At 66.2% G+C, this 24397-nt stretch carries 21 protein-coding genes, 4 pseudogenes and 1 riboswitch; of the genes and pseudogenes, 6 read left to right on the top strand and 19 right to left on the bottom strand.

What is annotated here, in order from left to right; all coding sequences use genetic code 11:
- Positions 1-200 precede the first annotated feature (200 nt).
- The 12 genes and pseudogenes from K369_RS05555 to K369_RS05500 all read right to left on the bottom strand — a co-directional run bounded on the left by K369_RS05555 (position 201) and on the right by K369_RS05500 (position 12838).
- Positions 201-1469, bottom strand: a complete 1269-nt coding sequence (locus K369_RS05555; protein WP_245278110.1) for a cobyrinate a,c-diamide synthase — start codon at positions 1467-1469, stop codon at positions 201-203.
- Positions 1470-1522: 53 nt separating this feature from the next.
- Positions 1523-2290, bottom strand: a complete 768-nt coding sequence (cobM, locus tag K369_RS05550; protein ID WP_036288974.1) for a precorrin-4 C(11)-methyltransferase — start codon at positions 2288-2290, stop codon at positions 1523-1525.
- Positions 2287-2838: a cobalamin biosynthesis protein gene (locus tag K369_RS24525; protein WP_051949092.1), complete on the bottom strand. Its 552-nt coding sequence runs from the start codon at positions 2836-2838 to the stop codon at positions 2287-2289. The genes cobM and K369_RS24525 overlap by 4 nt, the downstream gene beginning before the upstream one ends.
- Positions 2835-4043, bottom strand: coding sequence for a bifunctional cobalt-precorrin-7 (C(5))-methyltransferase/cobalt-precorrin-6B (C(15))-methyltransferase (locus K369_RS05540; protein WP_036288971.1), 1209 nt, complete (start codon positions 4041-4043; stop codon positions 2835-2837). Before K369_RS05540 ends, K369_RS24525 begins: the two co-directional genes overlap by 4 nt.
- Positions 4040-4792, bottom strand: a complete 753-nt coding sequence (gene cobJ / locus K369_RS05535; RefSeq protein WP_036288968.1) for a precorrin-3B C(17)-methyltransferase — start codon at positions 4790-4792, stop codon at positions 4040-4042. The genes K369_RS05540 and cobJ overlap by 4 nt, the downstream gene beginning before the upstream one ends.
- Positions 4789-5562: a precorrin-2 C(20)-methyltransferase gene (locus tag K369_RS05530; protein WP_051949091.1), complete on the bottom strand. Its 774-nt coding sequence runs from the start codon at positions 5560-5562 to the stop codon at positions 4789-4791. Before K369_RS05530 ends, cobJ begins: the two co-directional genes overlap by 4 nt.
- The gene (locus K369_RS27585; RefSeq protein ID WP_036290115.1) at positions 5559-6191 is read right to left on the bottom strand and encodes a precorrin-8X methylmutase; all 633 of its coding nucleotides are present in this window, start codon (positions 6189-6191) and stop codon (positions 5559-5561) included. The genes K369_RS05530 and K369_RS27585 overlap by 4 nt, the downstream gene beginning before the upstream one ends.
- A gap of 129 nt (positions 6192-6320) precedes the next feature.
- Positions 6321-7475, bottom strand: a pseudogene (gene cobG / locus K369_RS27580) (precorrin-3B synthase); the annotation flags it as partial.
- Positions 7472-10897 (bottom strand): cobaltochelatase subunit CobN, encoded by a 3426-nt coding sequence (gene cobN, locus K369_RS05515; RefSeq protein WP_036288965.1) that lies wholly within the window; start codon positions 10895-10897, stop codon positions 7472-7474. The pseudogene cobG and the gene cobN, both read right to left, overlap by 4 nt.
- A gap of 9 nt (positions 10898-10906) precedes the next feature.
- Entirely contained in the window at positions 10907-11941 is a 1035-nt protein-coding gene (gene cobW / locus K369_RS05510) for a cobalamin biosynthesis protein CobW (RefSeq protein WP_036288962.1), read from the bottom strand.
- On the bottom strand, positions 11938-12645 hold the full coding sequence (locus tag K369_RS05505; RefSeq protein ID WP_036288960.1) for a CbtA family protein: 708 nt from the start codon (positions 12643-12645) through the stop codon (positions 11938-11940). The genes cobW and K369_RS05505 overlap by 4 nt, the downstream gene beginning before the upstream one ends.
- A gap of 7 nt (positions 12646-12652) precedes the next feature.
- On the bottom strand, positions 12653-12838 hold the full coding sequence (locus K369_RS05500; protein WP_036288956.1) for a CbtB-domain containing protein: 186 nt from the start codon (positions 12836-12838) through the stop codon (positions 12653-12655).
- A gap of 30 nt (positions 12839-12868) precedes the next feature.
- A riboswitch (cobalamin riboswitch) is annotated at positions 12869-13064 on the bottom strand.
- Positions 13065-13111: 47 nt separating this feature from the next.
- On the opposite strand from K369_RS05500, the gene K369_RS05495 reads away from it, so the two are divergent.
- Genes K369_RS05495 through cobO form a run of 3 tightly spaced genes read left to right on the top strand, consistent with a single transcriptional unit; the run spans position 13112 to position 14401 of the window.
- Positions 13112-13414, top strand: coding sequence for a nucleotidyltransferase family protein (locus tag K369_RS05495; protein ID WP_036288953.1), 303 nt, complete (start codon positions 13112-13114; stop codon positions 13412-13414).
- A complete protein-coding gene (locus tag K369_RS05490) occupies positions 13404-13742 on the top strand; it encodes a DUF86 domain-containing protein (protein WP_036288950.1) in 339 nt (112 codons plus the stop codon). Before K369_RS05495 ends, K369_RS05490 begins: the two co-directional genes overlap by 11 nt.
- A gap of 20 nt (positions 13743-13762) precedes the next feature.
- The gene (cobO, locus tag K369_RS05485; RefSeq protein ID WP_036288948.1) at positions 13763-14401 is read left to right on the top strand and encodes a cob(I)yrinic acid a,c-diamide adenosyltransferase; all 639 of its coding nucleotides are present in this window, start codon (positions 13763-13765) and stop codon (positions 14399-14401) included.
- Between the two features lie 9 nt (positions 14402-14410).
- Here the strand turns inward: cobO and K369_RS25355 are convergent.
- From K369_RS25355 to K369_RS05460, 6 genes and pseudogenes are all read right to left on the bottom strand, one after another.
- Positions 14411-14575, bottom strand: a pseudogene (locus tag K369_RS25355) (JAB domain-containing protein); the annotation flags it as partial.
- 292 nt (positions 14576-14867) lie between these two features.
- Positions 14868-15650, bottom strand: a complete 783-nt coding sequence (gene istB / locus K369_RS05480; RefSeq protein WP_036286363.1) for an IS21-like element helper ATPase IstB — start codon at positions 15648-15650, stop codon at positions 14868-14870.
- The gene (gene istA / locus K369_RS05475) at positions 15640-17169 is read right to left on the bottom strand and encodes an IS21 family transposase (protein WP_156967678.1); all 1530 of its coding nucleotides are present in this window, start codon (positions 17167-17169) and stop codon (positions 15640-15642) included. Before istA (K369_RS05475) ends, istB (K369_RS05480) begins: the two co-directional genes overlap by 11 nt.
- 123 nt (positions 17170-17292) lie before the next feature.
- Positions 17293-17574 (bottom strand): hypothetical protein, encoded by a 282-nt coding sequence (locus K369_RS05470; RefSeq protein ID WP_198033049.1) that lies wholly within the window; start codon positions 17572-17574, stop codon positions 17293-17295.
- A 311-nt stretch (positions 17575-17885) separates the two neighbouring features.
- Positions 17886-18116 (bottom strand): AlpA family transcriptional regulator, encoded by a 231-nt coding sequence (locus K369_RS05465; RefSeq protein ID WP_036288946.1) that lies wholly within the window; start codon positions 18114-18116, stop codon positions 17886-17888.
- Between the two features lie 298 nt (positions 18117-18414).
- Complete coding sequence (locus K369_RS05460; RefSeq protein WP_036288943.1) at positions 18415-21543, bottom strand: helicase-related protein; 3129 nt, start codon at positions 21541-21543, stop codon at positions 18415-18417.
- 125 nt (positions 21544-21668) lie between these two features.
- On the opposite strand from K369_RS05460, the gene K369_RS26195 reads away from it, so the two are divergent.
- From K369_RS26195 to istB (K369_RS05450), 3 genes and pseudogenes are all read left to right on the top strand, one after another.
- Positions 21669-21842, top strand: a complete 174-nt coding sequence (locus K369_RS26195; RefSeq protein WP_156967742.1) for a hypothetical protein — start codon at positions 21669-21671, stop codon at positions 21840-21842.
- A gap of 94 nt (positions 21843-21936) precedes the next feature.
- Positions 21937-23503 (top strand): annotated as a pseudogene (istA, locus tag K369_RS05455) (IS21 family transposase).
- Positions 23436-24162, top strand: a pseudogene (gene istB / locus K369_RS05450) (IS21-like element helper ATPase IstB). The pseudogenes istA (K369_RS05455) and istB (K369_RS05450) overlap by 68 nt, the downstream one beginning before the upstream one ends.
- A gap of 10 nt (positions 24163-24172) precedes the next feature.
- On the opposite strand, the gene K369_RS25340 reads toward istB (K369_RS05450), so the two are convergent.
- Positions 24173-24355: a hypothetical protein gene (locus K369_RS25340; RefSeq protein ID WP_245278147.1), complete on the bottom strand. Its 183-nt coding sequence runs from the start codon at positions 24353-24355 to the stop codon at positions 24173-24175.
- Positions 24356-24397: the final 42 nt, after the last annotated feature.

Here is a 24397-nt window from a genome sequence, read left to right as displayed (position 1 = left end):
CCGCGAGCGTTGCTGTTTCGCTGCGGCCCCGCGCCGGAACTTCCGCCAAAAGCTCGGTCGTGATGCGACATTGTGGCGGGCTTCCAAAAAGGCGCTTGACACTTGTGCGCCGCAGCAATACAACAGTGCGACGCAGCGAGAACTTCTCTCGCTCCGTAGCCCTCCTTGGGCGTTTCCTCCCTTGACTTGGGCCGCTGGCGTTACCGGCGGCCCTTTTTTTTCGTCATCGCGTGGAAGAAGCTTCCCGTCACCCGCCCCGCCCGCAGCCCCGCCGGCCGCTGCTCCTGCGAATAGGCGTCTGTAACCATCGCAAAGGGCTCGCCCTTCTCACTCACGATGGTCGCGTAGTGGAATTCGTGTCCGGCGAGCTCGTCGCCCGCAGCGCCCAGCGCGCCATCGGCGAGAAGCCTTGCGCGCCTATAGCCCAAATGAAGTTTGCGCTGCGCAAAACTCGTCGCCAGATCGAGCAGGCCGGCCATCTCATGCGCCGCGCCGGCCGCGTCGGTCAGCGTCCGCCCGAGCGTCATATAGCCGCCGCACTCGCCATGGACCGCACGCGTCGCGGCGAAGCGGCGAAGCCCGCCGAGAAAATTCTGCGCCGCCGCGAGCCGGCCCGCATGGAGCTCTGGATAGCCGCCCGGAAGCCAGCAGACGTCGCAATCCTCCGGCGGAACTTCATCGGCGAGCGGCGAGAAGAAAACGATCTCCGCGCCCGCCTCGCGCCAGGCGCGGGCGAGATGCGGGTAGAAGAAAGAGAAAGCCTCGTCCTGCGCGACGGCGATGCGGCCGCCCGGCGGGTGAGGAACCTCGAGAGGACTGGACGCGAGATCGACGAGCCCGCCGCCCGCAGCGGCGAGCAAGGCGTCGAGATCGACATGGGCCTCCATGCGCTCGGCCAGCCGATCGAGCAGAGCCTCCAGCCCTCGCGTCTCGCCGGCCTGCACCAGACCCAAATGACGCTCGGGCAGCGCGACCCCGGAATCGCGCGGCAACGCGCCGAACACTTTTATGCCGACCGCCTCGATCGCCTCCTGCGCGAGCTTGCGATGGCGCTCCGAGCCGGTGCGATTGAGCAGCACGCCGGCGAGCCTCACCCGCGCGTCATGCAGCGCGACGCCGCGCGCTATGGCGGCCGCGCTCTGCGCCTGCCCCGAGACATCCATCACCAGCAGCACGGGCCAGCCGATATGAGCGGCGATATCCGCCGAGGCGCCCGTCTGCGCCAGCTCGCCGGGCGCGCCGTCGAAAAGCCCCATCGCTCCTTCCGCGACGACGAGATCGGCGTCCTCGCCGGCGCGCAGCGCCAGCTGCGCGAGCAGCTCGGCCTCCATCGTCCAGGAGTCGAGATTGAAGCTCGCGCGTCCGGTCGCAACGGCGTGAAAGGCGGGGTCGATATAATCCGGCCCGCATTTGACGCCCGAGACCCGCAGGCCGCGCCGCGCCAGCGCGCGCATCAGACCCAGAGTCACCGTGGTCTTGCCCGCGCCGGAGCGGACAGCGGCGATGAGAATTCCGGGCGCGGTCAGCGTCCCGCTCCCGTGGGCCGAAAGCGGCGGTCATAGCCCGCGTCATAGAGCGCGCTCTCGCGGAAATCCTCCGCCGCCAGCGCCTCGCCGACGAGTATGAGCGCGGTGCGCTCCATCGGCGCTTCGCCGACCAGCGCTTCAATGGTCGCGAGCGTGCCCCGCACGATGCGCTCATCGGGCCAGGAGGCGCGATAGACCAGCGCTATCGGGCAGTCCGCGCCATAAAATGGCGTGAGCTCGTCGACGACGCGCTCCAGCGAATGGATGGAGAGGTGAATCGCCATTGTCGCCCGCGCGGCGGCGAAGGCGGCCAAGGTCTCCGTCTCCGGCATGGCCGAGGCGCGGCCCGAGGTGCGCGTCAGCACCACCGATTGCGCCACTTCCGGCAAGGTCAGCTCGCGCCTCAGCGCGGCGCTGGCGGCGGCGAAGGCCGGCACGCCCGGCGTGATCGTGTAAGCGATCCCGAGCGCGTCGAGCCGCCGCGTCTGCTCGCCGACGGCGCTCCAAATGGAGAGATCGCCCGAATGCAGCCGCGCGACATCTTGCCCGGCCGCCGTCGCCTTCTGCATCTCCGCAATGATCGCGTCGAGCGACAGCGGCGCCGTGTCGATGATGCGCGCGTCCGGCGGGCAATGGGCCAGGATTTCCGGCGCGACCAGCGAGCCGGCATAGAGACAGACGGGGCAGCGCGCGAGAATGTCGCGGCCGCGCAAAGTCAGCAGATCGGCGGCGCCCGGACCGGCGCCGATGAAATATATGGTCATGGCGCTTCCTCTAACGCATTTCGCGCGATCGCGCAGGTGAGGCCGGCGCTGGCGAGGCGCGGCCCGAGCAGACGGCTCCCCGCCCCTGCCCCGACCAGCGCCGCCGCCTCCGCCACGCTGCCGACGCCGGTGAGCGCCTCTACGCGCGGCGAGCGGGTGAGAAGCTCGTCCTTGCGCGCGAGCAGCGTATCGAGCGGAAGAAAGACCAGCGGCAGATTCAGCAATCGCGCCGCGTCATGAAGCCCTTTCTCGCCCCGCTTCGACTCGATGGTGAAAAGCGCAATCTCGATGCCCCACTCCTTCTCCCACTCGTGGGAGAAGGAAGCCTCGCGAAGCGAGGTCGGATGAGGGTCCGCGCCGCCCTCATCCTCGATACCGCGACGCCACGGCGAGCCCTCATCCGACCCGGCTATGCCGGGCCACCTTCTCCCGCGAGCGGGAGAAGGATCGCGCGCATAGGCTTCGCGAGCTTTCTCGATCAGCGCGACCGCCTCTCGCGCATCCACGCCGCTGCGCGCGCCTATGCCGATCGCATAGCGCGCGCTCAACTCTTCACCGCGCGCCATTGCAGCGCGGGCAGCGCTGGCTCCAGCGCGTGATAGGAGCCGATCGGGCGCGCTTTCGCGATCGCAATGCTCACCAGCTCGCCGCCCATGCGCGCAAAAGCGTCGATCAGCAGCGCCTGCGTCTCTATCGTCACCGCATTGGCGACGATGCGCCCCCGCAAGGGCAGCGCATTCCACGCCGCCTCTATGATCTTTGCTTCGCCGCCGCCGCCGATGAAAATCGCATCCGGCGTCGCCAATCCCGCGAGCGCTTCCGGCGCAGCGCCTTCGACGATCGCGAGATCGGGAACGCCGAGCGAAGCGGCGTTACGCGCGATGCGCGCCGCGCGCGTCGCATTCCGCTCGATCGCAATGGCGCGATTGGCGGGATCGGCGAGCATCCATTCGACGGCGATGGAGCCCGAGCCCGCACCTACGTCCCACAAGCATTCGCCGCGGCGCGGCGCGAGCGCGGCGAGAGTCACGGCGCGAATGTCGCGCTTGGTGATCTGCCCGTCATGCTCGAACCAATCATCCGGCAGGCCCGGCGTCAGCGGCAGAATGCGCGCGCCAGGCCCCGCGACTGCTTCGACGCCGATCGTGTTGAGCGGCGCGATGTCGGTGAGCGAAAACGCCTCCGCCCGCGCGCTGCGAATGCGCTCCTCGGCGCCGCCCATATGCTCGAGCACATGGATGCGCGACTCGCCCATGCCGAGCGCGGTCAGATGCGCCGCGAGGCGCGCGGGCGTCGTCTCGTCCCATGACAGAATGAGCAGTCGGCGCGAAGGTTGCAGATGCGGCGTCACGCGCTCGAAGGCGCGGCCATGCAGCGACAGCAATGCGCAATCCTGCTGGCTCCATTTCAGCCGAGCGGCGGCGAGAGAAAAGGAGGACGGCGCCGGAAGGCAGAGCACTTCCTCCGCCGCCACATTACGCGCGATCATATCGCCGACGCCGAAGAAGAAAGGATCGCCGCTCGCCAGCACCACGGTCGGCGCGCCGCGATGCGCGAGAATCGTCTCCATTGCGGCAGAGAGCGGCGAAGGCCAGAGGAGCGTCTCCGCTTTCTGCGGGCCGATCAGATCGAGATGACGCGCGCCGCCGATGATGAGCGAGGCGTCGGCGACGAGCGCACGCGCGGCCGGCGTCAGCGCCGCGAGGCCATCCTCGCCTATGCCGATGAGCGAAAGCCAGCGCGCCGCGCTCATGTCGCCTTCCGCGACGTGTAGACGAAAGGCGGCGCATTCTCGCGCGACACGAGCCTGGTGCCGCTCGCGCCGATGAGCACCAAGGTCGACATGTCGACGACGCTCGGATCGGCCTCGCCCAAAGTTGTGATGGCGATGCTCTCCTCCGCGCGGCCGACCGATTTCGCGAAGACCACGATGCGATCTGCCGGCAAGACGCGGCGCAGCAACGCGAATGTATCGTGAATGCGCTGCGGCCGCGCGCGCGAGGCGGGATTGTAGAAAGCCATGACGAAATCGGCGCGCGCCGCCAGCTCGAGACGATTTGCGATCACCTCCCACGGCTTGAGATTGTCGGAGAGCGAGATCACGCAGAAATCATGGCCGAGCGGCGCGCCGAGCCGCGCCGCCGCCGCCTGCATGGCGGAAATTCCGGGCAGAATTTCTATGTCCAATTCACGCCATGCCGGCTCGCCATTGTCGATCGCCTCCAGCACCGCCGCCGCCATTGCGAAAATGCCCGGATCGCCGCCCGACACGACAGCAACGTCACGTCCGCTCGCGGCGAGGCGCAGCGCTTCTTCCGCGCGCGCGATCTCCACGCGATTATCGCTCGAAAGGCGCGTCTGGCCGGGCGTGACGGGAACGCGCGCGACATAGGGCGCATAGCCGATGACATATTGCGCGGCGCTCAACGCCTGCTGCGCTTCCGCGGTGAGAAAGCGCGCATCGCCCGGACCGAGGCCGATGACGAAGAGCTTTCCCGTCACGGCCGACGTCCGGCGCCGGGCACGAGGACGAGCGCGAAATAAGGCGCGTCATCGTCGCGCTTCTCGGCCAGGCGCATGATCTTCTCCTCCGCCATCGTGCCGCGCTCGACATAGATGGCGCGCTCGATGAGCTTCGCATCCTCGAGCGCGAGCCGCAGCTTGCCGAGATTGCCGCCGAGTTTCATCACCACGGCGGCGTCGGTCGCGACGAGGCGCTGCGCGAGCATTTCGCGTGGAAGAGTCGCGGGAATGACGGTCAGCACATCGTCGCCCCATGTCATCGGCTGGCGCGCCGAGGCGAAGCAGCCCGACATGCCGGAGACGCCCGCGCAGACCTCCACACGAAAGCGCGACGACAAGCGCGTCTGCAAATGCATGAAGGAGCCGTAGAGCATCGGATCGCCCTCGCAGAGAAGCGCGACGTCGCGGCCGAGCGAAAGATGCAAGGCGAGGCGATCCGCGCTTTCCTCATAGAAGGCGGCGAGCGCCGCCACATAGTCGGGGTGATCGAAAGGAATCTCTGTCGTCAGCGGATAGGCGAGCGCGATCTCCACGCAATCCTTCGCGATGAAGCGCGCGGCGATGGCGCGCGCATGGCTCGGCTTTCCGCGCTTGGAAAAATAAGCGATGATTTTTGCTTCGCTCACCAGACGCGCGGCTTTCAGCGTCATCAGCTCGGGATCGCCGGGGCCGAGCCCGACCCCGAGCAGCGCGCCCAACGTGACGCGCGCGCCATCGTCGGCGCGCAGATTCGGATCGACGATATTCATTCTTTCTCGCTCGCCAGCGCATTGATCGCCGCGGCGGCCATGGCGCTGCCGCCCTTGCGTCCGCGCACGATCGCCGTCGGAACGCGTCCGTCGGCGAGCGCCGCCTCTTTGGATTCCGCCGCGCCGACGAAGCCGACCGGCATTGCGACGATCGCAGCGGGCGGGGCTACGCCTTCGTCGAGCATCTCCAGCAGTCGGAACAGCGAGGTTGGCGCATTGCCGATGGCGACGACGGCGCCAGAGAGCTTCTCGCGCCACAGCTCCATCGCCGCGGCGCTGCGCGTCGTCTTCATTTCCTCGGCGAGCGCGCGCGAGCGCGGATCGGCGAGCGTGCAGATCACCTCATTATTCGTAGGCAGGCGCGCGCGGGTGACGCCGTGAGCGACCATATTGGCGTCGCAGAGAATGGGCGCGCCATTGCGCAGCGCCGCGCTCGCCGCTTCCGCGAAGCCGGGCGAGAAGACGATATCGTCGGCGATCTCCACCATTCCGCAAGCATGGATGATGCGCACGGCGACGCGCTCCTCCTCGCGCGAGAAACGCTCGAGCCGAGCCTCTGCGCGAATAATGGCGAAGGAGCGGTCATAGATCGCGGCGCCGTCGCGTATGTAGGTCAATGCGCCGGACATTGTGGCTCCTTGTTTGCAGCGCGCGATGCGCGCTCTCATTGCGTCTTCTATCTCATTCACGCCGAGGCCTCGCAACGTCGGCGCATCGCTCGCGCATCCATTGTCGATGAGATCGAATCCTCGCGGCGTCGCCACCAGCGCGACCTTCGCCGCAGCGGGAGAGGCGCAGCCCTTGGCGCAGCCCGATATGTGCAGCCTCGCGCCCTCCGACGCAAGCCGCGCCGCGAGAGGGGCGAGAATTTCGGCGAGATCGCGCGTCGGCGCATGCGCCTGCGGGCATTCCGGCGCGCCGGGACAGGCGATGACGGAGAGGCGCGGATCATCCGCCGCAATGACCAGGCCGCGCCCGCCCGCGACCTCGACGATTTTTTGCGCGGCGTCGAGATCGGCGCAGGGCAGCAGCAGCGCGCGCCAGGGCGTGAGGCGCAACTCGTTCAGGCCATGGACTTCGGCCAGCGCTGCGAGCGCGTGAAGATCATCCGCGCGCAATCGCCCAGAGGGCGCGCCCACGCCGGCGAAACACTTCACGCCGTTTTCGCCGCCTTCGTGAGACAGCCGCGCTCCGAAAATCTCTGCGGCGGAAGCGGCGCGACAGCGCGATGTGTACGGCGTCGGCGTGTGAGCCGCCACTTCCATCAGCGCCGAGAGGCCGAAAGCGGCGACGACATTGCGCATGCGACGCAATTCGAATTCCCGGCCTTTCCGCAAGACGAGAAAAGCGCGCGCGAGCGCCAAGGCCACATCGCTCGCCGTTTCCGGCGTTGCGAGAAAAGCATGTTCGCGCGCGCCATCGGCGATGACGGCGATATTTTCGCCATGCGCCTCGAGGCGAATATCCATTGTCGAAGCGGAAAGGCCGAGCGCGCCGCCATCATCGACGAGAAAGCCGAATTTTCCCGGCAAGTCGCGAAGGGGAGCGTCATTGACGAGCGATTGCGCGAGACGCGCGACGAGAGCGCTCGCCTGCGCATCGGCGAAAGGCGAGACGAGGAAATTGAGCAGGCTCTCCGTCGCCGCATCTTCGGCGAGCAGGCCGAGCGCGGCGAGGCGACTCTGCGCCTGCTCGAGCTTCGCTTCGCTCACGCCGCGCAATTGCAATTGCGCGCGCTGCGAGAGGTCGACGAGGCCATTGCCGCAATCCTGCGCAATCGACGCGATCTCGCGCGCCTGCCGCGCCGAAAGACGCGGATGCGTCGTCTTCGCGCGCAAGAGAAGGCCATCGCCGCTCTGCATCGGCCGCAGCGCGCCCGGGCACCAGCCTTGGATTTTTGGCGCGACGGTCATAGCGCGGGTCCCTCGAGCGCCGCGGCGACGCTATTGCGCCGCGTGCGCCAGAAGCCGCGCTCTATGGCGCGCTGAAACATGTCGCGAATGGCCTCCGCCGCGCGCGGATTGGCGGCGAGCAGAAAGTCGCGAACATTCGGCGCGCCGAGCGTCGAATCGAAGACGAGATCCCATTGCGCGTCGCGCACATGCGGCGTCGTCGCGGCGAAAGCGAAGAGATTGTCGAGCGTCTCGGCGATTTCCGCCGCGCCACGATGGCCATGGCGCATCTGCCCCGCGAGCCAGCGCGGATTGGCGACGCGGCCGCGAATGACGCGCGCGATCTCTTGCTCGAGCGAACGCAGCTTCAATGCGGCGGGCCGCGTCGCATCGATATGGGTGATCTGCGCGGAGCCGCCGAGCGCGGCGTTGGCGGCGGAAAATCCGCCTTCGAATTCCGCGAAGGCGGCGCCGGTGAGCACATCCGTCTCCGCCATATCCTGCACATGCAGCAGTGCATCGGCGAGGCCGACGCGCTCGCCGAAAGCCTCACGCGCCGGCGCGCTCTCGCCATTGCGCGAGACGGCATGGCCGCCGGCCACGAGAAACGCCTGGCCCAATGCGTCGCGCGTGTCGCCGCGGGCGATGGCCTCCGACAGGCCGAGGCCATAGCTTCCTTGCGCGGCGCCGAAGACGCGCTCGAGCGCGCGGCCGGCGCGGCGAGCGGCCGCGAGCGGATTGGACTCGTCCTCTTCATCGAGCGCCGCCACGGCTGCGACAGCATCGTGGAAGAGCGCGATGAGGCCGGGGAACATGTCGCGAAACAGCCCCGATATATGCAGCGTGACGTCGACGCGCGGAAAATCGCGGCTCGCGAGCGGCAATATCTCGAAGCCGCAGACGCGCGCGCTGGCGTTGTCCCAGAGCGGCGCGACGCCCATCAGCGCCAGCGCTTGCGCGAAATCCTCGCCGCCGGTGCGGATGGTGGCGCTGCCCCAGAGATCGAGCACAATGTTGCGCGGCCATTCGCCCTGCTCTTGCGCATGACGCATCATCACCTCGTGCGCGGCGCGGGCGCCGATATCATGCGCGGTGCGGGTCGGAACATGGCGCGGATCGATGCAGAAGAGATTGCGGCCTGTCGGCACAACGTCGGCGCGTCCGCGCGAGGGCGCGCCGGCCGGGCCGGGCTCGACGAAACGGCCCGCGAGCGCGCGCAGCAAGCCGCTCGCCTCGGCTGCGCCACAAGGGCCATCGCCGAATATGTGCAGCCCATCGCCGATGCGCATTTCCTTCACATCGCAGAGCCAGGCGTCGAGCCGCGCCAATGCTTCCGCGCGATCGGTTTCGCGCGTGACGTCGCATTCCTGCGCGAGGCCGCTGCGTTCGGCGACATCGAGAATTGTTTCCGCCACCACCTTGGCGCGGCGCGGATCGAGCGTCGCGGCGCTCGCATATTCGTCGAGCAGGCTCTCTATCTCCTCCGCCTCGGCGGCGAGTCCCGCTTCGACGAGCGGCGGAGTCATATGGCCGATCGTCACCGCGCCGGCGCGGCGCTTGGCTTGCGCGGCCTCGCCCGGATCATTGACGATGAAGGGATAGACGAGCGGCGTGGCGCCGAGCAGAACCTGCGGCGCGCAAGACGGGCCGAGCATCGCCGATTTGCCGGGCAGCCATTCCAACGTGCCATGCGTGCCGAGATGAATCAGCGCGTCTATGCTTCGACTGTGGCGCAGCCACAGATAGAAAGCGATATAGGCATGGCGCGGGGCGAGCTCGGCGTCGTGATAGGTCTCGCGACGTTCGGCTCTGCTTCCGCGATCCGGCTGCAATGCGATGACGAGCTTGCCGGTCTCTATGCAGGAAAAGCGAAAGGCGCCTTTCGCGAACGCCGGATCTTCTTGCGGCGCGCCCCAGGCGGCGAGGACTTGTCCAGTGAAATCGTCCGGCAGCGCGGCGAAGAGGCGCTGATATTCGGCGAGCGGCAGCTCGGCGCAATGCGCGGCTTCCTCCAGCGCGCGCATGACGAGATCGCCGTCACGATAAAGCGATCCGATTTCGTAACCGGCGTCGCGCAGCAGATCGCAAATGGCGACCACGCTTTTCGGCGTGTCGAGGCCGATTGCATAGCCGCCTCGTCCGCGTCTCGCCGGATAATCGGAGAGCACCAGCGCGAGGCTCTTCTCGCTATGTCCGAGCCGGCGCAGGCGCGCCCAATTCTGCGCGAGCGCCGCGACGTGATCTATCTGCGATGGCTCGGGGGAATGACGAATCTCGTCGAACTCGCTGGCGGCGCGCGCGCGCGTCTGCGCCTTGAACGAGACGGCGCCGGCGAAGATGCGGCCGTCCACCTCGGGCAGCACGACATTCATCGCGAGATCGGCGCCATTGGCGCCGCGCTTTGAGTTCGTCCAGGCTTCGCGCGTCGAAGTGGCGAGCGCGATTTGGAGAACAGGCGCGTCGGCGCGATCGAGCACCGAGCCGCCTTCCGTGCGCGCGGAGAAGGCGGTGGCGTTGAGAATCACATCGGGACGGAAATCTGCGATCGTCTGCGCGAGCAGCGTCTCGCAAGCGGCGTCCTTGAGGCTGGCGACGAAATAGGCTTCGACGCAGAAGCCGCGCGCATGCAGCGCATCGGCGAGCGCGACGATCGGCGCGAAATCGCCGGCGAGCCAAGCGGAGCGATAGAAAGTGACGAGCGCGCGCGGCGCCGCTGCCGCCTGTGCGCCGCTCGATTGCCCGGAGGCTCCCTCATCCTGAGGAGCCCGCGCAGCGGGCGTCTCGAAGGACGGGGGAGCCGTCACGCACGGACTTCTGAAACTCCCCCTCGTGCTTCGAGACGGCTCCTGCGGAGACTCCTCAGCATGAGGGGGAGGGTTGGTGGAAAGGGCTGAACGGCAGGCTTGCTCGCAGCGGCCGGCGACCGGCGCGGGCGCGCTCTCGCGCCAGGGCGTGGGCGTTCCGGCGAGAGTCGCGGCGTAGCCGAGGAAGGAGCGCAGATTGTCCGGGCCTCCGTCGCGGAAGAAGGACCAGATGCGCGCGAGCGCGTCGGAAGAAAGCGTGGAGGCTCGCTCCAGCCTTTCATCGCCATGAATGTCGCCCGGAACGATCGCCAGCGCGAAGCCGCGCATGCGCGCCGCGGTCGCGAGCTCGTCGACGCCATAGGCCCAGTAATCCTTGCCGCCCAGCAGGCGCACGACCACGAGCCGCGCATGGCGCGCGACCTTGTCGATGTAGAGATCGACCGAATAGGGGTGCTTCAGCCGGGCGAGCGAGGCACAGCGCAAGGAGGGAAGCGCGGCGTTCTGCTCATGCAGCTCGGCGAGGAGGCAAAGCTCGGCGTCGGAGAAGGAAAGGAAGACGATTTGCGCCGGCGTCTGCCCGAGGTCGACCGCCGCCTCATTCTCGTCGAGGCCGTGGAGATCGCGCGCGAGCAGATGCATGGCGCGTCCTCAGCTCGTCAGCATGGCCGTCACGCCCGCGCGATCGAGACCCTTCTCGCCGATGACGACGAGGCGGCTCGCGCGCGTTTCATCGGCGCGCCAGGGGCGGTCGAACTGATGACGAAAGCGCGCGCCGACGCCCTGCACCAATAGGCGCATCGGCTTGCCGGCGATCTCGACGAAGCCTTTCATGCGAAGAACGTCATGCGCCTCGGCGACGCGGGCCAAGCGCTCGATCAGCTCGCCAGGATCGCGCGCGGCGGCGATCTCGACGACGAAGCTCTCGAAATCATCGTGATCATGGCCCTCTTCCGTATCATGGTGAGAGGGGCGATTGGCGAGATCGTCCTCCGCCGCCGCGCCGAGGCCGAGCAATATGGCGGGATCGAGCCTGCCCTCGCTGGCGCGCAGCAGCTTTACCGCGCGGGGCGCGGTGGCGCGGATTTGCTCTGTGACTTGCGCTTCGTCTTCCGCGCTCAGCAGATCGGTCTTGTTGAGCACGATGAGATCGGCGCAGAGAAGCTGATCCTCGAACACTTCTTCCAGCGGATTGTCGTGGTCGATCGCGAGGGTTTCGGCGCGCTCTTTGGCGATGGCGTCGAGATCATCGGCGAAGCGGCCCGCCGCCACCGCCGGGCCGTCCACCACGGCGATGACGCCATCGACCGTGAGATGCGGGCGGATCGTCGGCCATTCGAAGGCTTTGACCAGAGGCTTGGGCAGAGCGAGGCCGGAGGTCTCGATGATGATGTGCTCGGGCCGGTTCGGATGCGCGAGCAGCGCCTCGATCGCCGGCGCGAAATCATCGGCCACGGTGCAGCAGAGGCACCCATTGGCCAGCTCGACGATGTTTTCCTCGGGGCAATTCTCCACGCCGCAGGCGCGAAGAATGTCGCCATCGACGCCGACATCGCCGAACTCGTTGATGATGAGCGCGAGGCGGCGGCCGCGCGCCGTCTCGAGGATATGGCGAATCAGCGTCGTCTTGCCGGCGCCGAGAAAGCCGGTGACGATGGTGGCGGGGATTTTGGCGAGAGCGCTCACGCCGCGGCCTCCGCGCCGGTCTTTGTCGGGAGACGGCGCCAGACGAAGCCGACCGCCGCGCCGACCAGAATCCAGGTGAGCGCATGAATGGCGAGCGAAGCGGCGGCGAAACGCGCGGCCAGCTCGGCCGGCGCGGTGCTCTCCGGCGCGGGCGGCTGCGGCGCGCCGATGAGATGCGGCGCGAGAATCAGCGCGACGCCGAGCGCCTTTACGAGCGGGCGCTCGACGCGCAGCACGGCGAAGAGCCCGGCGCCGGTCGCGGCCGCCGTGCCGATCCACCAGAGCTGGCGCGCGGCGAGATCGCCGGCGGCGCTGCCGGGCAGCTCCGGCGCGAGGCCGAGGCTGGTGGCGAGGCCTGTGGAGGCGAAAGCGCAGACGCCCCAGAGCGCGGCGCGCTTGGGCTCGATCGTCTCGCCGGAGAGCAGCATCAGAGCCAGCAGCACGAAAGCGTAGCCGATGGAGGTGACGCTGGTGGCGAGGCTGGTCGCGGCGGTGCGCTGGAGGCCCGGCGCGGGCTCCCAAGCGGGCTCGACGGCGTGCGCGTGCTGATGCGCCTCGACTCCGGCATGAGCCTGTTCGGCCGCGGTCTCATAGACCTCGGCGGCGAGGATCAGCGGAGTCGTGGTGACATTCTGCAGGGCCGCGACCGCTAGCCCCGCGAGAAGGCCGGCCAAAAGGCCGACCGCGAGGAGTCGCTGGATCACCGCTGCGTCAATGGCAGGGGAAGCCGAGCGAATGGCGCGAATCATGCGCGGCGTTATGCGCGACGCTCGCATAAGAGAAGCCGGCGAGATAGACGAGCCCGGCGCCGAGCGTGAACACGACCAGCGCAGCGCGCAGGATCTCGAGACGGCTGGCGGAGACGATCGCGGCGGCGGAAAGGGTCTTCGTGGTCATGTTCTGCTCCTCGCCGCCCCACCGGCGGCCTCAATGGTTTCGGGCGACGGCAGGTCTCCTGGCTCACGGGTCGCTGCGCGCGCCGCCTTCCCGGGCTTTGACCCAGTGGCATCACGGGCGCGCGCTCGCCGCTCACAGTTGCGGGGGCAGCCGCGGATCAGGGGCGAGCCCCATACCGCATTCCCTCTTCGCCTCCTTGCGGAGGACCGTCGCAACCAGTCATAATCTGGCGCTCGGGCGCCGTCAAACGGCGCGGCTACGAGGAGTTGACGAATGTCTGCCCTGGTCTTCCCCGACCTGGACGCGTTGGCCGCCGTCTGCCGTCGGCATCACATCCTCAGGCTCTCTTTGTTCGGCTCCGAGCTCTCAGGCTCTGCTCGGCCGGACAGCGATATCGATCTCCTGGTCGAGTTCGAGCCGGATCGCGAGCCGGGGCTGCTCGGAATGGCCCGCATCGAGACGGAACTGTCCGAACTGCTCGGCGGACGGACCATCGACCTGCGAACGGCCGGGGATCTCAGCCGATATTTTCGTGAGGACGTCGTACGCAAGGCCGAGATTCAGTATGCCGCCTGACGATGTGATACGAATTCGCCATATGATCGAGGCTGCGGAAGACGCCGGCCGTTTCATCGTGGGCCGTGTGCGCAGCGATCTCGACAGGGATCGAATGCTCACCTTCGCGCTGGCTCGCGCGATCGAAATCATGGGCGAGGCGGCATCCAAAGTAAGTCTCGAGACTCGCGCCGCCGCGCCCTCTGTGCCCTGGCGCGAGATCACATCGATGCGCAATCGTTTGATTCACGCCTATTACGACATCGACTGCAATATCTTATGGAAGACAGCGACGGAAGAAATCCCAGCGCTTCGGTCGTTGCTGACGGCAATCTCGACAGATGGCTAGCCCTGCGCTTTATTAAAATCATGACCGACGCCAGCAAGCCGCTCGAAGAAGACGCCGCCCGCCGCCATCGTGAGAAGATGGAGAAGCGCAAGGCCGTGCAGGACGCCGAGGTCGCCGGCAAGAGCATCGCCGAAAAAGGCCTGCTGATGGTCCATACCGGCCCCGGCAAGGGCAAATCGACCGCGGCCTTCGGCCTCGCTCTGCGGGCGATGGGACATGGGCTCGCGGTGGGCGTCGTGCAATTCGGCAAGGGCGCCTGGGACACGGGCGAGCGGCGCATTCTCGAGAGGCTCGGCCGCGAGGACGGGCTGCTCGCCTGGCACACGCTCGGCGAGGGCTTCACCTGGGAGACGCAGGACCGCGCCCGCGACGAGGCGGCGGCCCGGCGCGCCTGGGAGAAGGCGAAGGAGCTGATGGCCTCGAAGTCGATTCGGCTGCTCGTGCTCGACGAATTGTCGATCGCGCTCCGTTACGAGCATCTGCCGCTCGATGAGGTGATCGCGGCGCTGACGGCGCGGCGCGGCGATCTCCACATCGTCGTCACCGGCCGCAACGCCAAGCCGGAGCTGATCGCGGCGGCCGATCTCGTCACCGAGATGACAATGGTCAAGCACCACTTCCAGGCCGGGGTGAAGGCGCAGGCCGGAATCGAGTTTTGAGGCGGCGCCTCAAATGAATTTCAGCCCTTTCAGGCTCGAATGCCCATTCCGCCCGACGATCAGATGGTCGTGCACGGCGATGCCGAAAGGCTGCGCTATGGCGATAATGTCCAGCGTCATGCGAATGTCGGCGGTGGAAGGCGTCGGATCGCCGGACGGGTGATTATGCGTCATCCCACTGTGTTCATTATCATTTTGATATTCAATGATTTTTTTGAAGAACCGCTGAAGGTGGTGCCGGGGTTTGGGAGCTGCGCTTAGTGCGCTATCGTGATCGTCACGGGCGATCATCAGCGCGCTCAGCGAGTTCACGTCACGCACGGCACCGAACTTCATCCTTTCCGCCTCACAATTCAAGCCCACCGATTCGGCGGAGCCCTCGGGTGTAGATTTCCGTCGAGATTTGACCCGGGATTTCCATTGAGAAGTGACCCGGGTTGAAGATGGCTTGCGGCTCAGTCGGTCGTCAAGTTTTGGTCTTTTCCTTTGCAGGTTTGTCCGCCTTCGCCGAGCTGTCCTTGAACCGGAAGCTGTCGTTTCCAGTTTCGAGGATATGGCAGCGGTGAGTGAGGCGATCGAGCAGAGCCGTCGTCATCTTGGCGTCCCCGAAGACGGCGGCCCATTCGCCGAAGCTCAGATTCGTCGTGATGATGACGCTGGTTCGCTCGTAGAGCTTGCTCAGCAGATGGAACAGCAACGCCCCGCCGGAGCCGCTGAACGGCAGGTAGCCGAGCTCATCGAGGATGACGAGATCGGAATGAACGAGCCGCGCCGCGACTTGGCCCGACTTGCCTTGGTGCTTTTCGGCTTCGAGCGCGTTTACGAGCTCGACGGTGGAGAAGAACCGCACACGCTTTCTGTGATGCTCGATCGCCTGGACGCCGATCGCTGTCGCCAGATGCGTCTTGCCCGTGCCAGGTCCCCCGACCAGGACGGCGTTATGCGCATCCTCGAGGAACTCGCAGCGATGAAGCTGGCGCGCGAGCGCCTCGTTGACCTCACTGCTGGCGAAGTCGAAGCCGGCGAGATCGCGATAGTTCGGGAACCGCGCGGACTTGAGCTGGTAGGCGATCGATCTCACCTCCCGGTCGGCGGTTTCCGCCTTCAAGAGTTGCGACAGGATCGGCAGCGCGGCCTCGAAGGCCGGGGAGCCTTGCTCGGTCAGCTCGCTGACGGCTTGCGCCATGCCGTGCATTTTGAGACTGCGCAGCATGATGACGATGGCGCCGGCGGCGGGATTATGACGCATGGCGCGCCTCCCGACCCTTGCGCAGCGCGTCGTAACGCTCGACATTGGCCTGCGGCTCGGTGGTGAGCGTCAGCGCGTTGGGCGGTTTCACGGGCGGCGCGTCGACCGGCTTGCCGTCCACCAAGCGATGCAACAGGTTCAAGATGTGCGTCTTGGTCGGCGCGCCGGCCTCCAGCGCCAATTGGACGGCGGTCAGCACGGCCTGCTCGTCGTGCTGTAGGACCAGAGCCAAAATCTCGACCATCTCACGGTCGCCTCCCGGCTTCTCGAGCATGCGCTGTTGCAGCGTCCGTAAGGCGACCGGCAGTTCCGCGAAGGGCGCGCCATTGCGCAGCGCGCCCGGCTTGCGCTGGATGACGGAGAGATAATGCCGCCAGTCGTAGACCGTCACGCTCTTGTCGTCATGCGACCGGGCGAAGACGCGGGCGTGCTCGCACACGATCTGCCCCTCGGCGGCGACGACGACGCGCTCAGGGTAGACCCGCACGCTGACGGGGCGATTGGCGAATGAAGCCGGCACGCTGTAGCGATTGCGGTCCAGATGGATCAGGCACGTCGGCGTGACCCGCTTGGTGTGTTCGACGAAGCCGTCGAATGGCCGCGGAGGCTGCATCAGTTGCGGAACCTCCTCGCGCCAAGCCTCCGCGATCGTCCCCGGCTGCGCGCTGTGCGGAATCTCGGCCCACAGCTCGCGGCATCGCGCCTCCAGCCAGTCGTTGAGCGCCGCCAGCGACGGAAAGCTCGGGATTGGCTGCCAGAGGCGATGACGAGCATCCTGAACGTTCTTCTCGATTTGCCCCTTTTCCCAGCCGGAGGCCGGATTGCAGAATGCGGCCTCGAACAGGAAGTGGCTGACCATCGCGGCGAAGCGGGCGTTGACCTGGCGTTCTTTGCCACGCCCGATCTTGTCGATCGCGGTGCGCATGTTGTCGTAGACGCCTCGCCGGGGCACGCCGCCCAGCACGCGGAAGGCGTGGTTGTGGGCGTCGAAGAGCATCTCATGCGTCTGCTGCGGGTAGGCGCGAAGGAAGAACGCACGGCTGTAGGAGAGCTTGAACTGGGCGACCTGCAACTTCGTCCGCTCGCCCGCGATGATCGCCCAATCCTCCGACCAGTCGAACTGGAACGCCTCGCCGGGCAGAAACGTCAGCGGCACGAACGCGCCGCGCCCGCAGGTCTGCTGCTCCCGATGCCGCGCCGCCTTCCACTCGCGCGCGAACGCCGCCACGCGATTGTAGGAGCCGTCGTAGCCGAGGGCGACCAGATCCGCGTGCAACTGCTTGACCGTCCGCTTCTGCTTGCGCGATTTTGCGGCCTCCTGACGCAGCATGTGCGCCAGCTTGTCGGCGAACGGATCGAGCCGGCTCGGTCGATCGGGCGTGGCGAACCCCGGCTCCACGCTGTCCGAGCGCAGGTATTTGCGCACCGTATTGCGCGACAGCCCCGTGCGTCGCGCAATCTCCCGGATCGAAAACTCCTGCCGATATCGCCAGCGTCGGATGACGCTCAATAACTCCATGTCGATCACTCCAAGGTCCCCCACGACGGTCGAGGGGGAAAGGTTCGAACATGGGTCAGTTCTCGGTGGAAAAACTCGTGCTGCCTGGGTCAGCTCTCAGTGGAAATCAACACCGCATAGGCTTCACGGGCTCTGGCGAGCGATATGCGATCCACCGGGCCAGCCGGTCAACGGGATCGCCGCCGGGCCTTCGAGCAGGCCGAGAACGAAGGCCCTGATGACGGGCGACGAAACCACCAGGCGCAGGAAATACACCGTATCCGGCCCGTGCTGCGCTGAGAGCCAATGCTTCACGGTCCTCTCGCTCGCATCCGTCTGACGCATGAGCTGCTTGATCGCACGGCGGCTGGATACGTCGCCAAGCTCCTTGCGAACAATCGCGTGGTCCGTTGGTTGGCGACCCATCAGCAGGACTAACTCAGCGAGTTTCAGAAGATCGCCGAGATCGACACGCTCGGCCCGATCGCGGAAACGCCGAGCGCCTGAGTCAGATATGGGGACCCGGACCCGATAAGCGCGGGGACCATGGGAGAAGCCGCACCGTGGGGCGGATTAAGCATGGCGGTGGGAATGGCGGCGAACCCGCATGAGGCCCACCAGGCTGGCCGTCATATGGTCCAGCCGCATGAGGGGCGGTTCGCCTCGCATGAACTGAAGGCGGGCGCGCGGGCGCGTCGGGAGCGCCAACCGGCGCGCCCGCCATTTGTGCTGAGCGATCAAGCTCGATCCATGGCGCTTTGCTCAATTCGCTTCGGGGCGCGGCACTGCACACGATTCCTGTCGTCCCACGCCTCAAGCTCGTCGATCCGGTAGAGCACCGCTTTGCCGATTTTTACGAATGATGGCCCGATCTTCATCGCACGCCAGTTCCGAAGGGTGCCGACGGAAACGCTGCCACGATAGCGTTCGGCCACCTCTTCCGGCGTGAGGAATGTGGTCTCTGACATACGCCCTCCTTCGGCAGGAGACCTGCCGCTGATGATCGTTGATGGTCGAGCGCGAGACGCATTTCGTAATGCGTTGGTCATTCAGAGCCACCGACACGCTGGCCGAGCTTCGATGGCGCACGCTCCTGCACGACCGAACATGAGCGCGCGGAAGTGGCCAGGGAAGTATCAATCGTCAGGCGTAGGGAAGGCGGATGGTGGGGGATATAAATAGGCGGGGATGCGGAGTGGTCTTCCCGCTCGCAAAGGGCATTTGGAGCCAGGCGCGGTGAGGTCATCACGCTGACCTGTCGAACACCTATGGCTCAAGCCGAATTTGCAGATCTGCAAGCAAGTTGGAGTCCATGCCGTCGCCGGCCAGGGTTTGCAGGTAGTCGAGCAGATCGTCCTGCCGTGGTTGACCGAAGGCCAGTCGATAGACCGTGAGGCTGCGTTTGAGCCAGGCGAGTCGCGTGACTTCCCGACTGAACGGCAGCATCGGCACGCGCCGTTCGACGCGCACGGAACCTTCGTAGATCCAATAGGGGATGAGATCGGTGTCGACCGCCGCCTCGGATCGCGCGTGCTCGAACATCAGCTTCCACGGATCGTCAGGAGCCTGCCCACGGCCCCTCACGACCGCGGCCTGGCGCTCGGCCAGGTTGAGGCGCACGGCATGGCCCTTGAAGCGGTGGACGCGGCCTTCGCGCTGCTCGAGGTCCACCGGGTTGCCTGGCAAGTTCCAGTGATAGACGCGATAGCAATAGGGATGGAAGTCCAGCCCTTCCTGGCCGACCGACGTGGTGGCGAGAACGAACGGCCGGAACGGTGAGTTGAAGGCGTCACGCACGCCTCCGAGCCGCGCGACGGCGCCGTCTTCGTCCTTGTAATCGGCGAGCCGCATCGCGAAGCGTCCGCGCATCTGGAACTTGCTGATGGCGAGGGACTCTCCATCGACCTGCACGTCATCGACGTCGATCTGCGACGGGCGGATAGCGAGGGCCTGTGCCATGGCGCGAGCGACACCGATTGCGCGGTCGTCGGCTGGGCGGGCTCCGAGACCTTCGGCATCGACGAGGTAATGTGCGTATTCGTCCAGGACGGCCTGTAGGTTGTGCTGGGCGCAATAGGCCAGCACGCGGCGCCAGTAGTGATCGTCGGTATCCCGTCGCAGCAAGGCGACCGCGTCATGCTGATTGAACAGCGCCCGGAACGACCAGGCGACTTCGGCGGCGGCGCTGAGCAAGCGTGGGTCATCCCACGCCAGCTCGGGCGCGATCCGCTTGAGGGCGCGAAGCGCGCAGACGGCCGGACTGCCGAGCGCGACGTCAACCAGCAGGTCCGAAAGATCGTCGGACAAAGCGCCGATGTCGTGCGTCTTCACCGCTGCCGCCAGTTCGGCGACATGATCGTGGAAGGCGTCTTCGCTCGCCAGGGCGCGCATGCCGTGGGGCGCTTCCAGCCAGGCGCGGGATCGCGCGCCCAGCAGGTCATCGATCACGGCTGGGGCGGCCCACTCGGCGCTGTGCGCGTCCTGATGCGACACGGCGCCTTCCTTCAAAGCACCGAGGGCGGGCTTGAGGCGGTCGCCCACAGCGGAGCGCATTCCCTCCAGCGACAAGGCGACCCCCGTCTCGCTGAACACCGCCAGCGGATCGGCCAGCTCGGCCAGCGCCGGCGAGGGATAGATCAGCAGCAGCGCGCGCAGACCCGCGAGCCGGCCATGATCCTGCCGGAACTGCAAGGGACGCAGGCGATGCTGCTCGAAATAGCGCCGGCCGGATTCGCCGACGCCCATGCGCCGTTCGGCTTCGTAGGACAGCAGGGCTGCGATCGCATCGGGCACCATGGACCAGGACGAAAATATCAGCGCCTTGGTCAGCGGCGCCCCGGCTCGCGCCTCGCCGTAATAGGGCATGGCGGCGGGTATCCAGAGGTTCTGTTCCAGATGCTGGCCGAAGATGTCGTCCATGATCGCGCGCATGCGACCGTTGGCCGGGTCCAGCGGCGCATAGGCGTCGATGGCGTCGTGATCGAGCATGGCCGGTCGAGCCGCCTGGATTGCGGTGCGGAGCACGGCCGAAGGCGCGTCGATCTGGTCTTCCAGCAGCCGCTTCAGGCTGTAGTGGCGCATGAAATTGAGCAGATAGGGCGAAGACTTCCAGTATTCGATGATCTCCGGCGCATCAAGCGTGCGCGCCACCTGAGAAACGGCGGATGCCTGCGCGAGGTCGGCGGGCGCGATCGAGACCGTGATGGGAGGCTCGCTCATCATGGAGTCGCGCTCGACTGTGGATGCGACCCGCTCGGTTCGGGCGATCACACGGCGCAGGCGCCGCTCGATGGTCTGGCGGGTTTCGACCGCTGAGGCATGTGACTGTGGCAGGGCATGCAGGAGGCCGCGGAAGGCGCGCATTTCACGCGCCAGCGTGGCTGCCACCTCCGGCCCCTTTTCCCGGCCGTAGAGGAAACTCAGGGTCTCAAGGAAGTCCTGATAGTGGTCGCCTTCGTCGGGCTCGTCGCCGGCGAGCGTGAGCATCCGGTAGGGTGTGGCGGAAAGCAGCAAGGTGCGGGCGGCGTGCCCGTCGCCTCCCGAGTAGTCGAACAGCTCGCGCGCGAGGATCGCCGCGTCGCTGTCGCCATGCAGCAGATCCCGAAACCGCTGGAACTCGTCCATGATGATGAGGTCGGGTTGCAGCGCATCCACGCAGGCGTGGGACAGCTTGGCGCGGAGACGGGCGACCAGGCTGTTGCGGGGCTGTGTCATTTCTGCGGGATAGGTGTCCCGGCGGCGCGGGAAGAGTTCGCAAATCCGTTCGAGTTCCTCGAAGAGGTCGCGATCCGCCTGCACGTCGCGGCGGAAACGCTCGATGATGCGCTTGTCGACGCCTTCGAGGGTGAGGTTGTCCACAGCGCGGTTCCAACCCTCGACGCCGGCCGTGACCTGCAACAGGTTGTGCAGGCCGCGCGGGCGCGTAACGAGGTCGCGCAGGAGATGGAACAGCAAGGCGCGTTCCTGCGTCACGCCCGTCGCGGAGCGCAGATCGAAGGTGGTGCCAGGCGTCAGGCTGATGAAGTTGACCTTGTTGGCGTCCAGGCCCGCCTGGCCGCGCAGTTGCAGGGGAACCAGGGTCATACGGGTCGGCAGAGTCAATTCGCGCCGTCCAAGTACATTCAGCCGGTTGAGGTTCTGCGCGGCGATCGCTTGGTTCGAGCAGATGTAGAGGATGTCGATCCGTTTGGTCGTGTCCCACAGATGCTCGATCATGCGGGCGATCACCCCGCGCGCAACCATCGTTTTGCCGAGGCCGACTTCGTCGGCGACCAGAAACTGGCGGACGGGGTTGTCCTGGCCATAGAGGCGGTCGAAGACGTAATCGACGGTGCGCCGCTGGAAGACCTTGAGGGGCGCAAGTGGCGTCTCGGCGCGAAACCGTTCATCGGTCATGAGCTCGCTCCCCCGGTCGCAAGGGCGATCCGAAAAGTGTCCCAGAGCGCGCGGAACTCTGCCGGAATAGGATCGGCTTCGCCGCCACCGGTCGCCTCCATACGGGTGATGAGGCGCTCGATCGCGTGAAGCTGGTCGCCACCTCGGCAGAAGGCACGAACCATCTCTTCGAGGATCGGTGCGTCGTCGCTGCCTGTGCTCCAGGCGCCCGCACCAGATCCGTCCTGCGCCGCCAGGGCAGCGGCGAAGGGATCGCCCAGTTCGGAGAGCAGAAGATGTTATTCGGCGTGCAAGTTTGACCCCCATACGAGGGGAATCGGCGTTGAAAATTGACCCCCTCTGGTGAAGTCCGGACAGTCCGCCCGTTTTGGTTGAAACGGCGGGTGGTGGGGGATGTTGATTGTGGAGACGATCGGACGAATCCGTCGCGAACATTTCGTCAAGGGCAAGACGATCAAGGAGATCGCTCGCGATCTGGGCATTTCACGGAACACGGTCCGCAAGGCGCTGCGGTCGGAGGCAACGTCCTTCGCTTACGAGCGCGACAATCAGCCGTTTCCCAAGCTCGGGCCTTGGTCGGACAAGCTCGATGAGGTTCTCGCGGAGAACGAGAAGAAGGCGCCGCGCGAGCGGCTAACCCTGATCCGTATTTTCGAAGATCTGAGCGGCCTGGGCTACGCGGGCGGCTATGACGCTGTGCGTCGCTACTCGCGCAAATGGCGCAGCGAGCAAGGCGCGGCGACGGCGGCCGCCTATGTGCCGTTGAGCTTCGAGCCGGGCGAAGCCTACCAGTTCGACTGGAGCCACGAGATCGTTGTGCTCGACGGCGTGACGACGACCGTGAAGGTGGCGCACATGCGTCTGTGCCACAGCCGCATGCCTTTCGTTCGCGCCTATCCGCGTGAGACGCAGGAGATGGTTTTCGACGCGCATGATCGCGCCTTTACCTTCTTCAGGGGCGCCTGCACGCGCGGCATCTACGACAATATGAAGACGGCGGTGGAGACGATCTTCGTCGGCAAGGAGCGCAAGTTCAATCGTCGCTTCGCGCAAATGTGCAGCCATCATCTCGTCGAGCCGGTCGCCTGCACGCCAGCGTCCGGCTGGGAGAAAGGCCAGGTCGAAAATCAAGTCGGCCTGGCGCGGGAGCGGTTCTTCACGCCGCGCCTGCGGTTCAAGACCTACGACGATATGAACGCCTGGCTTCTCGATAAATGCGTCACCTACGCCAAGGCTCATCCGCATCCGGAAATCGCGGACAAGACGGTCTGGGAGGCATTCGAAGAAGAGCGCCCGAAGCTCGTTCCGCTGCGCGGGCGGTTCGACGGATTCCACGAGCTGACCGCGTCGGTGTCGAAGACTTGCCTCGTGCGCTTCGACAACAATAAATACTCGGTCAATGCGAGCGCCGTCGGCGCCCCGGTCGAGATCCACGCCTACGCCGACCGCATCGTCTTCCGCCAAAAAGGGCGGGTGGTCGCCGAACATGCTCGGGCCTTCGGGCGCGGCGCGACGATCTTCGATCCCTGGCATTATGTGCCAGTTCTCGCGCGCAAGCCCGGCGCGCTACGGAACGGCGCGCCGTTCAAGGACTGGGTGTTGCCGGGAGCGATCGAGCGCGTGCGGCGCAAGCTCGCCGGCAGCAATGATGGCGATCGACAGATGGTCAAGGTTCTGGCCGCCGTCGTCGAGGACGGATTGACCGCGGTGGAAGCCGCCTGCGCGGAGGCGCTCGGCCAAGGCGTCCATTCCGCCGACGTCATTCTCAACATTCTCGCCCGCCGGCGCGAGCCGCCGCCCCCGCCGACGATCCCGACGCCCGAGTCGTTGATGCTGCTGCACATGCCGCTCGCCGACTGCGCCCGCTATGATCAATTGAGGAGAACAGGCTGATGGAACGCACCAAGCTCTTCGATCTCATGGGAGAGCTCAAGCTCTTCGGCATGAGGAACGCCTATGACGAGGTGATGTCGAGTGGCATAAAGAGGCAGCATGAGCCGCCACGCATCGTCGGCGATCTTCTCGAGGCGGAAATCGCCGAAAAGCACGCGCGCTCCATCAAATATCAGATGACGATCGCCAAATTGCCGCTGGCGAAGGACTTCGACGGCTTCCAGTTCAACGGTACGCCGATCAATGAAGGGTTGGTGCGCGATCTCTCGAACGGCGGCTTCCTCGACCAACAACGTAATTGTGTTTTCGTCGGTGGAACCGGTACGGGGAAGAGCCATCTTTCGATAGCGATTGCAAGAAATTGCATTCGCGCTGGAAAACGCGGCCGCTTCTTCAACACCGTCGAACTCGTCACCAGGCTCGAGACCGAAGCGCGAGGAGGTCGTCAGGGACGCTTCGCGGAATATCTCACGAGAATGGACTTCATCATACTCGACGAGCTCGGCTACTTGCCCTTCGCGCAATCTGGCGGACAATTGCTCTTCCATCTGATCAGCCGGCTCTACGAACGCACCTCTATCATCATCACTACCAATCTCGCATTCGGCGAATGGCCGAGCGTGTTCGGCGACGCGAAAATGACCAGCGCGCTGCTCGATCGCCTCACCCACCATTGCGACAGTCGAGACCGGCAACGAAAGCTGGCGCTTCAAGAACCGCGCCTGACGCTTCCCGATCACATCGCGAACCGAAACGCACTCGCCCCGGCTGCGCAACCCCGCCAGCTCCGCCGGGGCGAGCGCTCGCGTTCCGCCCTACGCCAAAAGGGGGTCAATTTTGAACGCCGATCGGGGGTCAATTTTCGATGCCGATTGACACTCGGCGCGCCGATGCGTGCGGCGAGCTCGGCGTAGCTGATCGTGGCGCCCGGCGGAATATCGCGCAGCGCCGCCCATACGCG

Source organism: Methylosinus sp. PW1 (assembly GCF_000745215.1).
In the GTDB taxonomy this organism is placed as follows: domain Bacteria; phylum Pseudomonadota; class Alphaproteobacteria; order Rhizobiales; family Beijerinckiaceae; genus Methylosinus.
This window is presented reverse-complemented; position numbering and strand designations above follow the sequence as displayed.

Excerpts from the sequence above, each read along its gene's own strand:
- cobM (WP_036288974.1), bottom strand. The coding sequence starts at position 2,290 with ATGACCATATATTTCATCGGCGCCGGTCCGGGCGCCGCCGATCTGCTG.
- K369_RS05540 (WP_036288971.1), bottom strand. The coding sequence starts at position 4,043 with ATGAGCGCGGCGCGCTGGCTTTCGCTCATCGGCATAGGCGAGGATGGC.
- K369_RS05530 (WP_051949091.1), bottom strand. The coding sequence starts at position 5,562 with ATGAATATCGTCGATCCGAATCTGCGCGCCGACGATGGCGCGCGCGTC.
- K369_RS27585 (WP_036290115.1), bottom strand. The coding sequence starts at position 6,191 with ATGTCCGGCGCATTGACCTACATACGCGACGGCGCCGCGATCTATGAC.
- cobN (WP_036288965.1), bottom strand. The coding sequence starts at position 10,897 with ATGCATCTGCTCGCGCGCGATCTCCACGGCCTCGACGAGAATGAGGCG.
- K369_RS05500 (WP_036288956.1), bottom strand. The coding sequence starts at position 12,838 with ATGACCACGAAGACCCTTTCCGCCGCCGCGATCGTCTCCGCCAGCCGT.
- K369_RS05495 (WP_036288953.1), top strand. The coding sequence starts at position 13,112 with ATGTCTGCCCTGGTCTTCCCCGACCTGGACGCGTTGGCCGCCGTCTGC.
- K369_RS05490 (WP_036288950.1), top strand. The coding sequence starts at position 13,404 with ATGCCGCCTGACGATGTGATACGAATTCGCCATATGATCGAGGCTGCG.
- cobO (WP_036288948.1), top strand. The coding sequence starts at position 13,763 with ATGACCGACGCCAGCAAGCCGCTCGAAGAAGACGCCGCCCGCCGCCAT.
- istB (WP_036286363.1), bottom strand. The coding sequence starts at position 15,650 with ATGCGTCATAATCCCGCCGCCGGCGCCATCGTCATCATGCTGCGCAGT.
- istA (WP_156967678.1), bottom strand. The coding sequence starts at position 17,169 with ATGGAGTTATTGAGCGTCATCCGACGCTGGCGATATCGGCAGGAGTTT.
- K369_RS05470 (WP_198033049.1), bottom strand. The coding sequence starts at position 17,574 with ATGGGTCGCCAACCAACGGACCACGCGATTGTTCGCAAGGAGCTTGGC.
- K369_RS05465 (WP_036288946.1), bottom strand. The coding sequence starts at position 18,116 with ATGTCAGAGACCACATTCCTCACGCCGGAAGAGGTGGCCGAACGCTAT.
- K369_RS05460 (WP_036288943.1), bottom strand. The coding sequence starts at position 21,543 with ATGACCGATGAACGGTTTCGCGCCGAGACGCCACTTGCGCCCCTCAAG.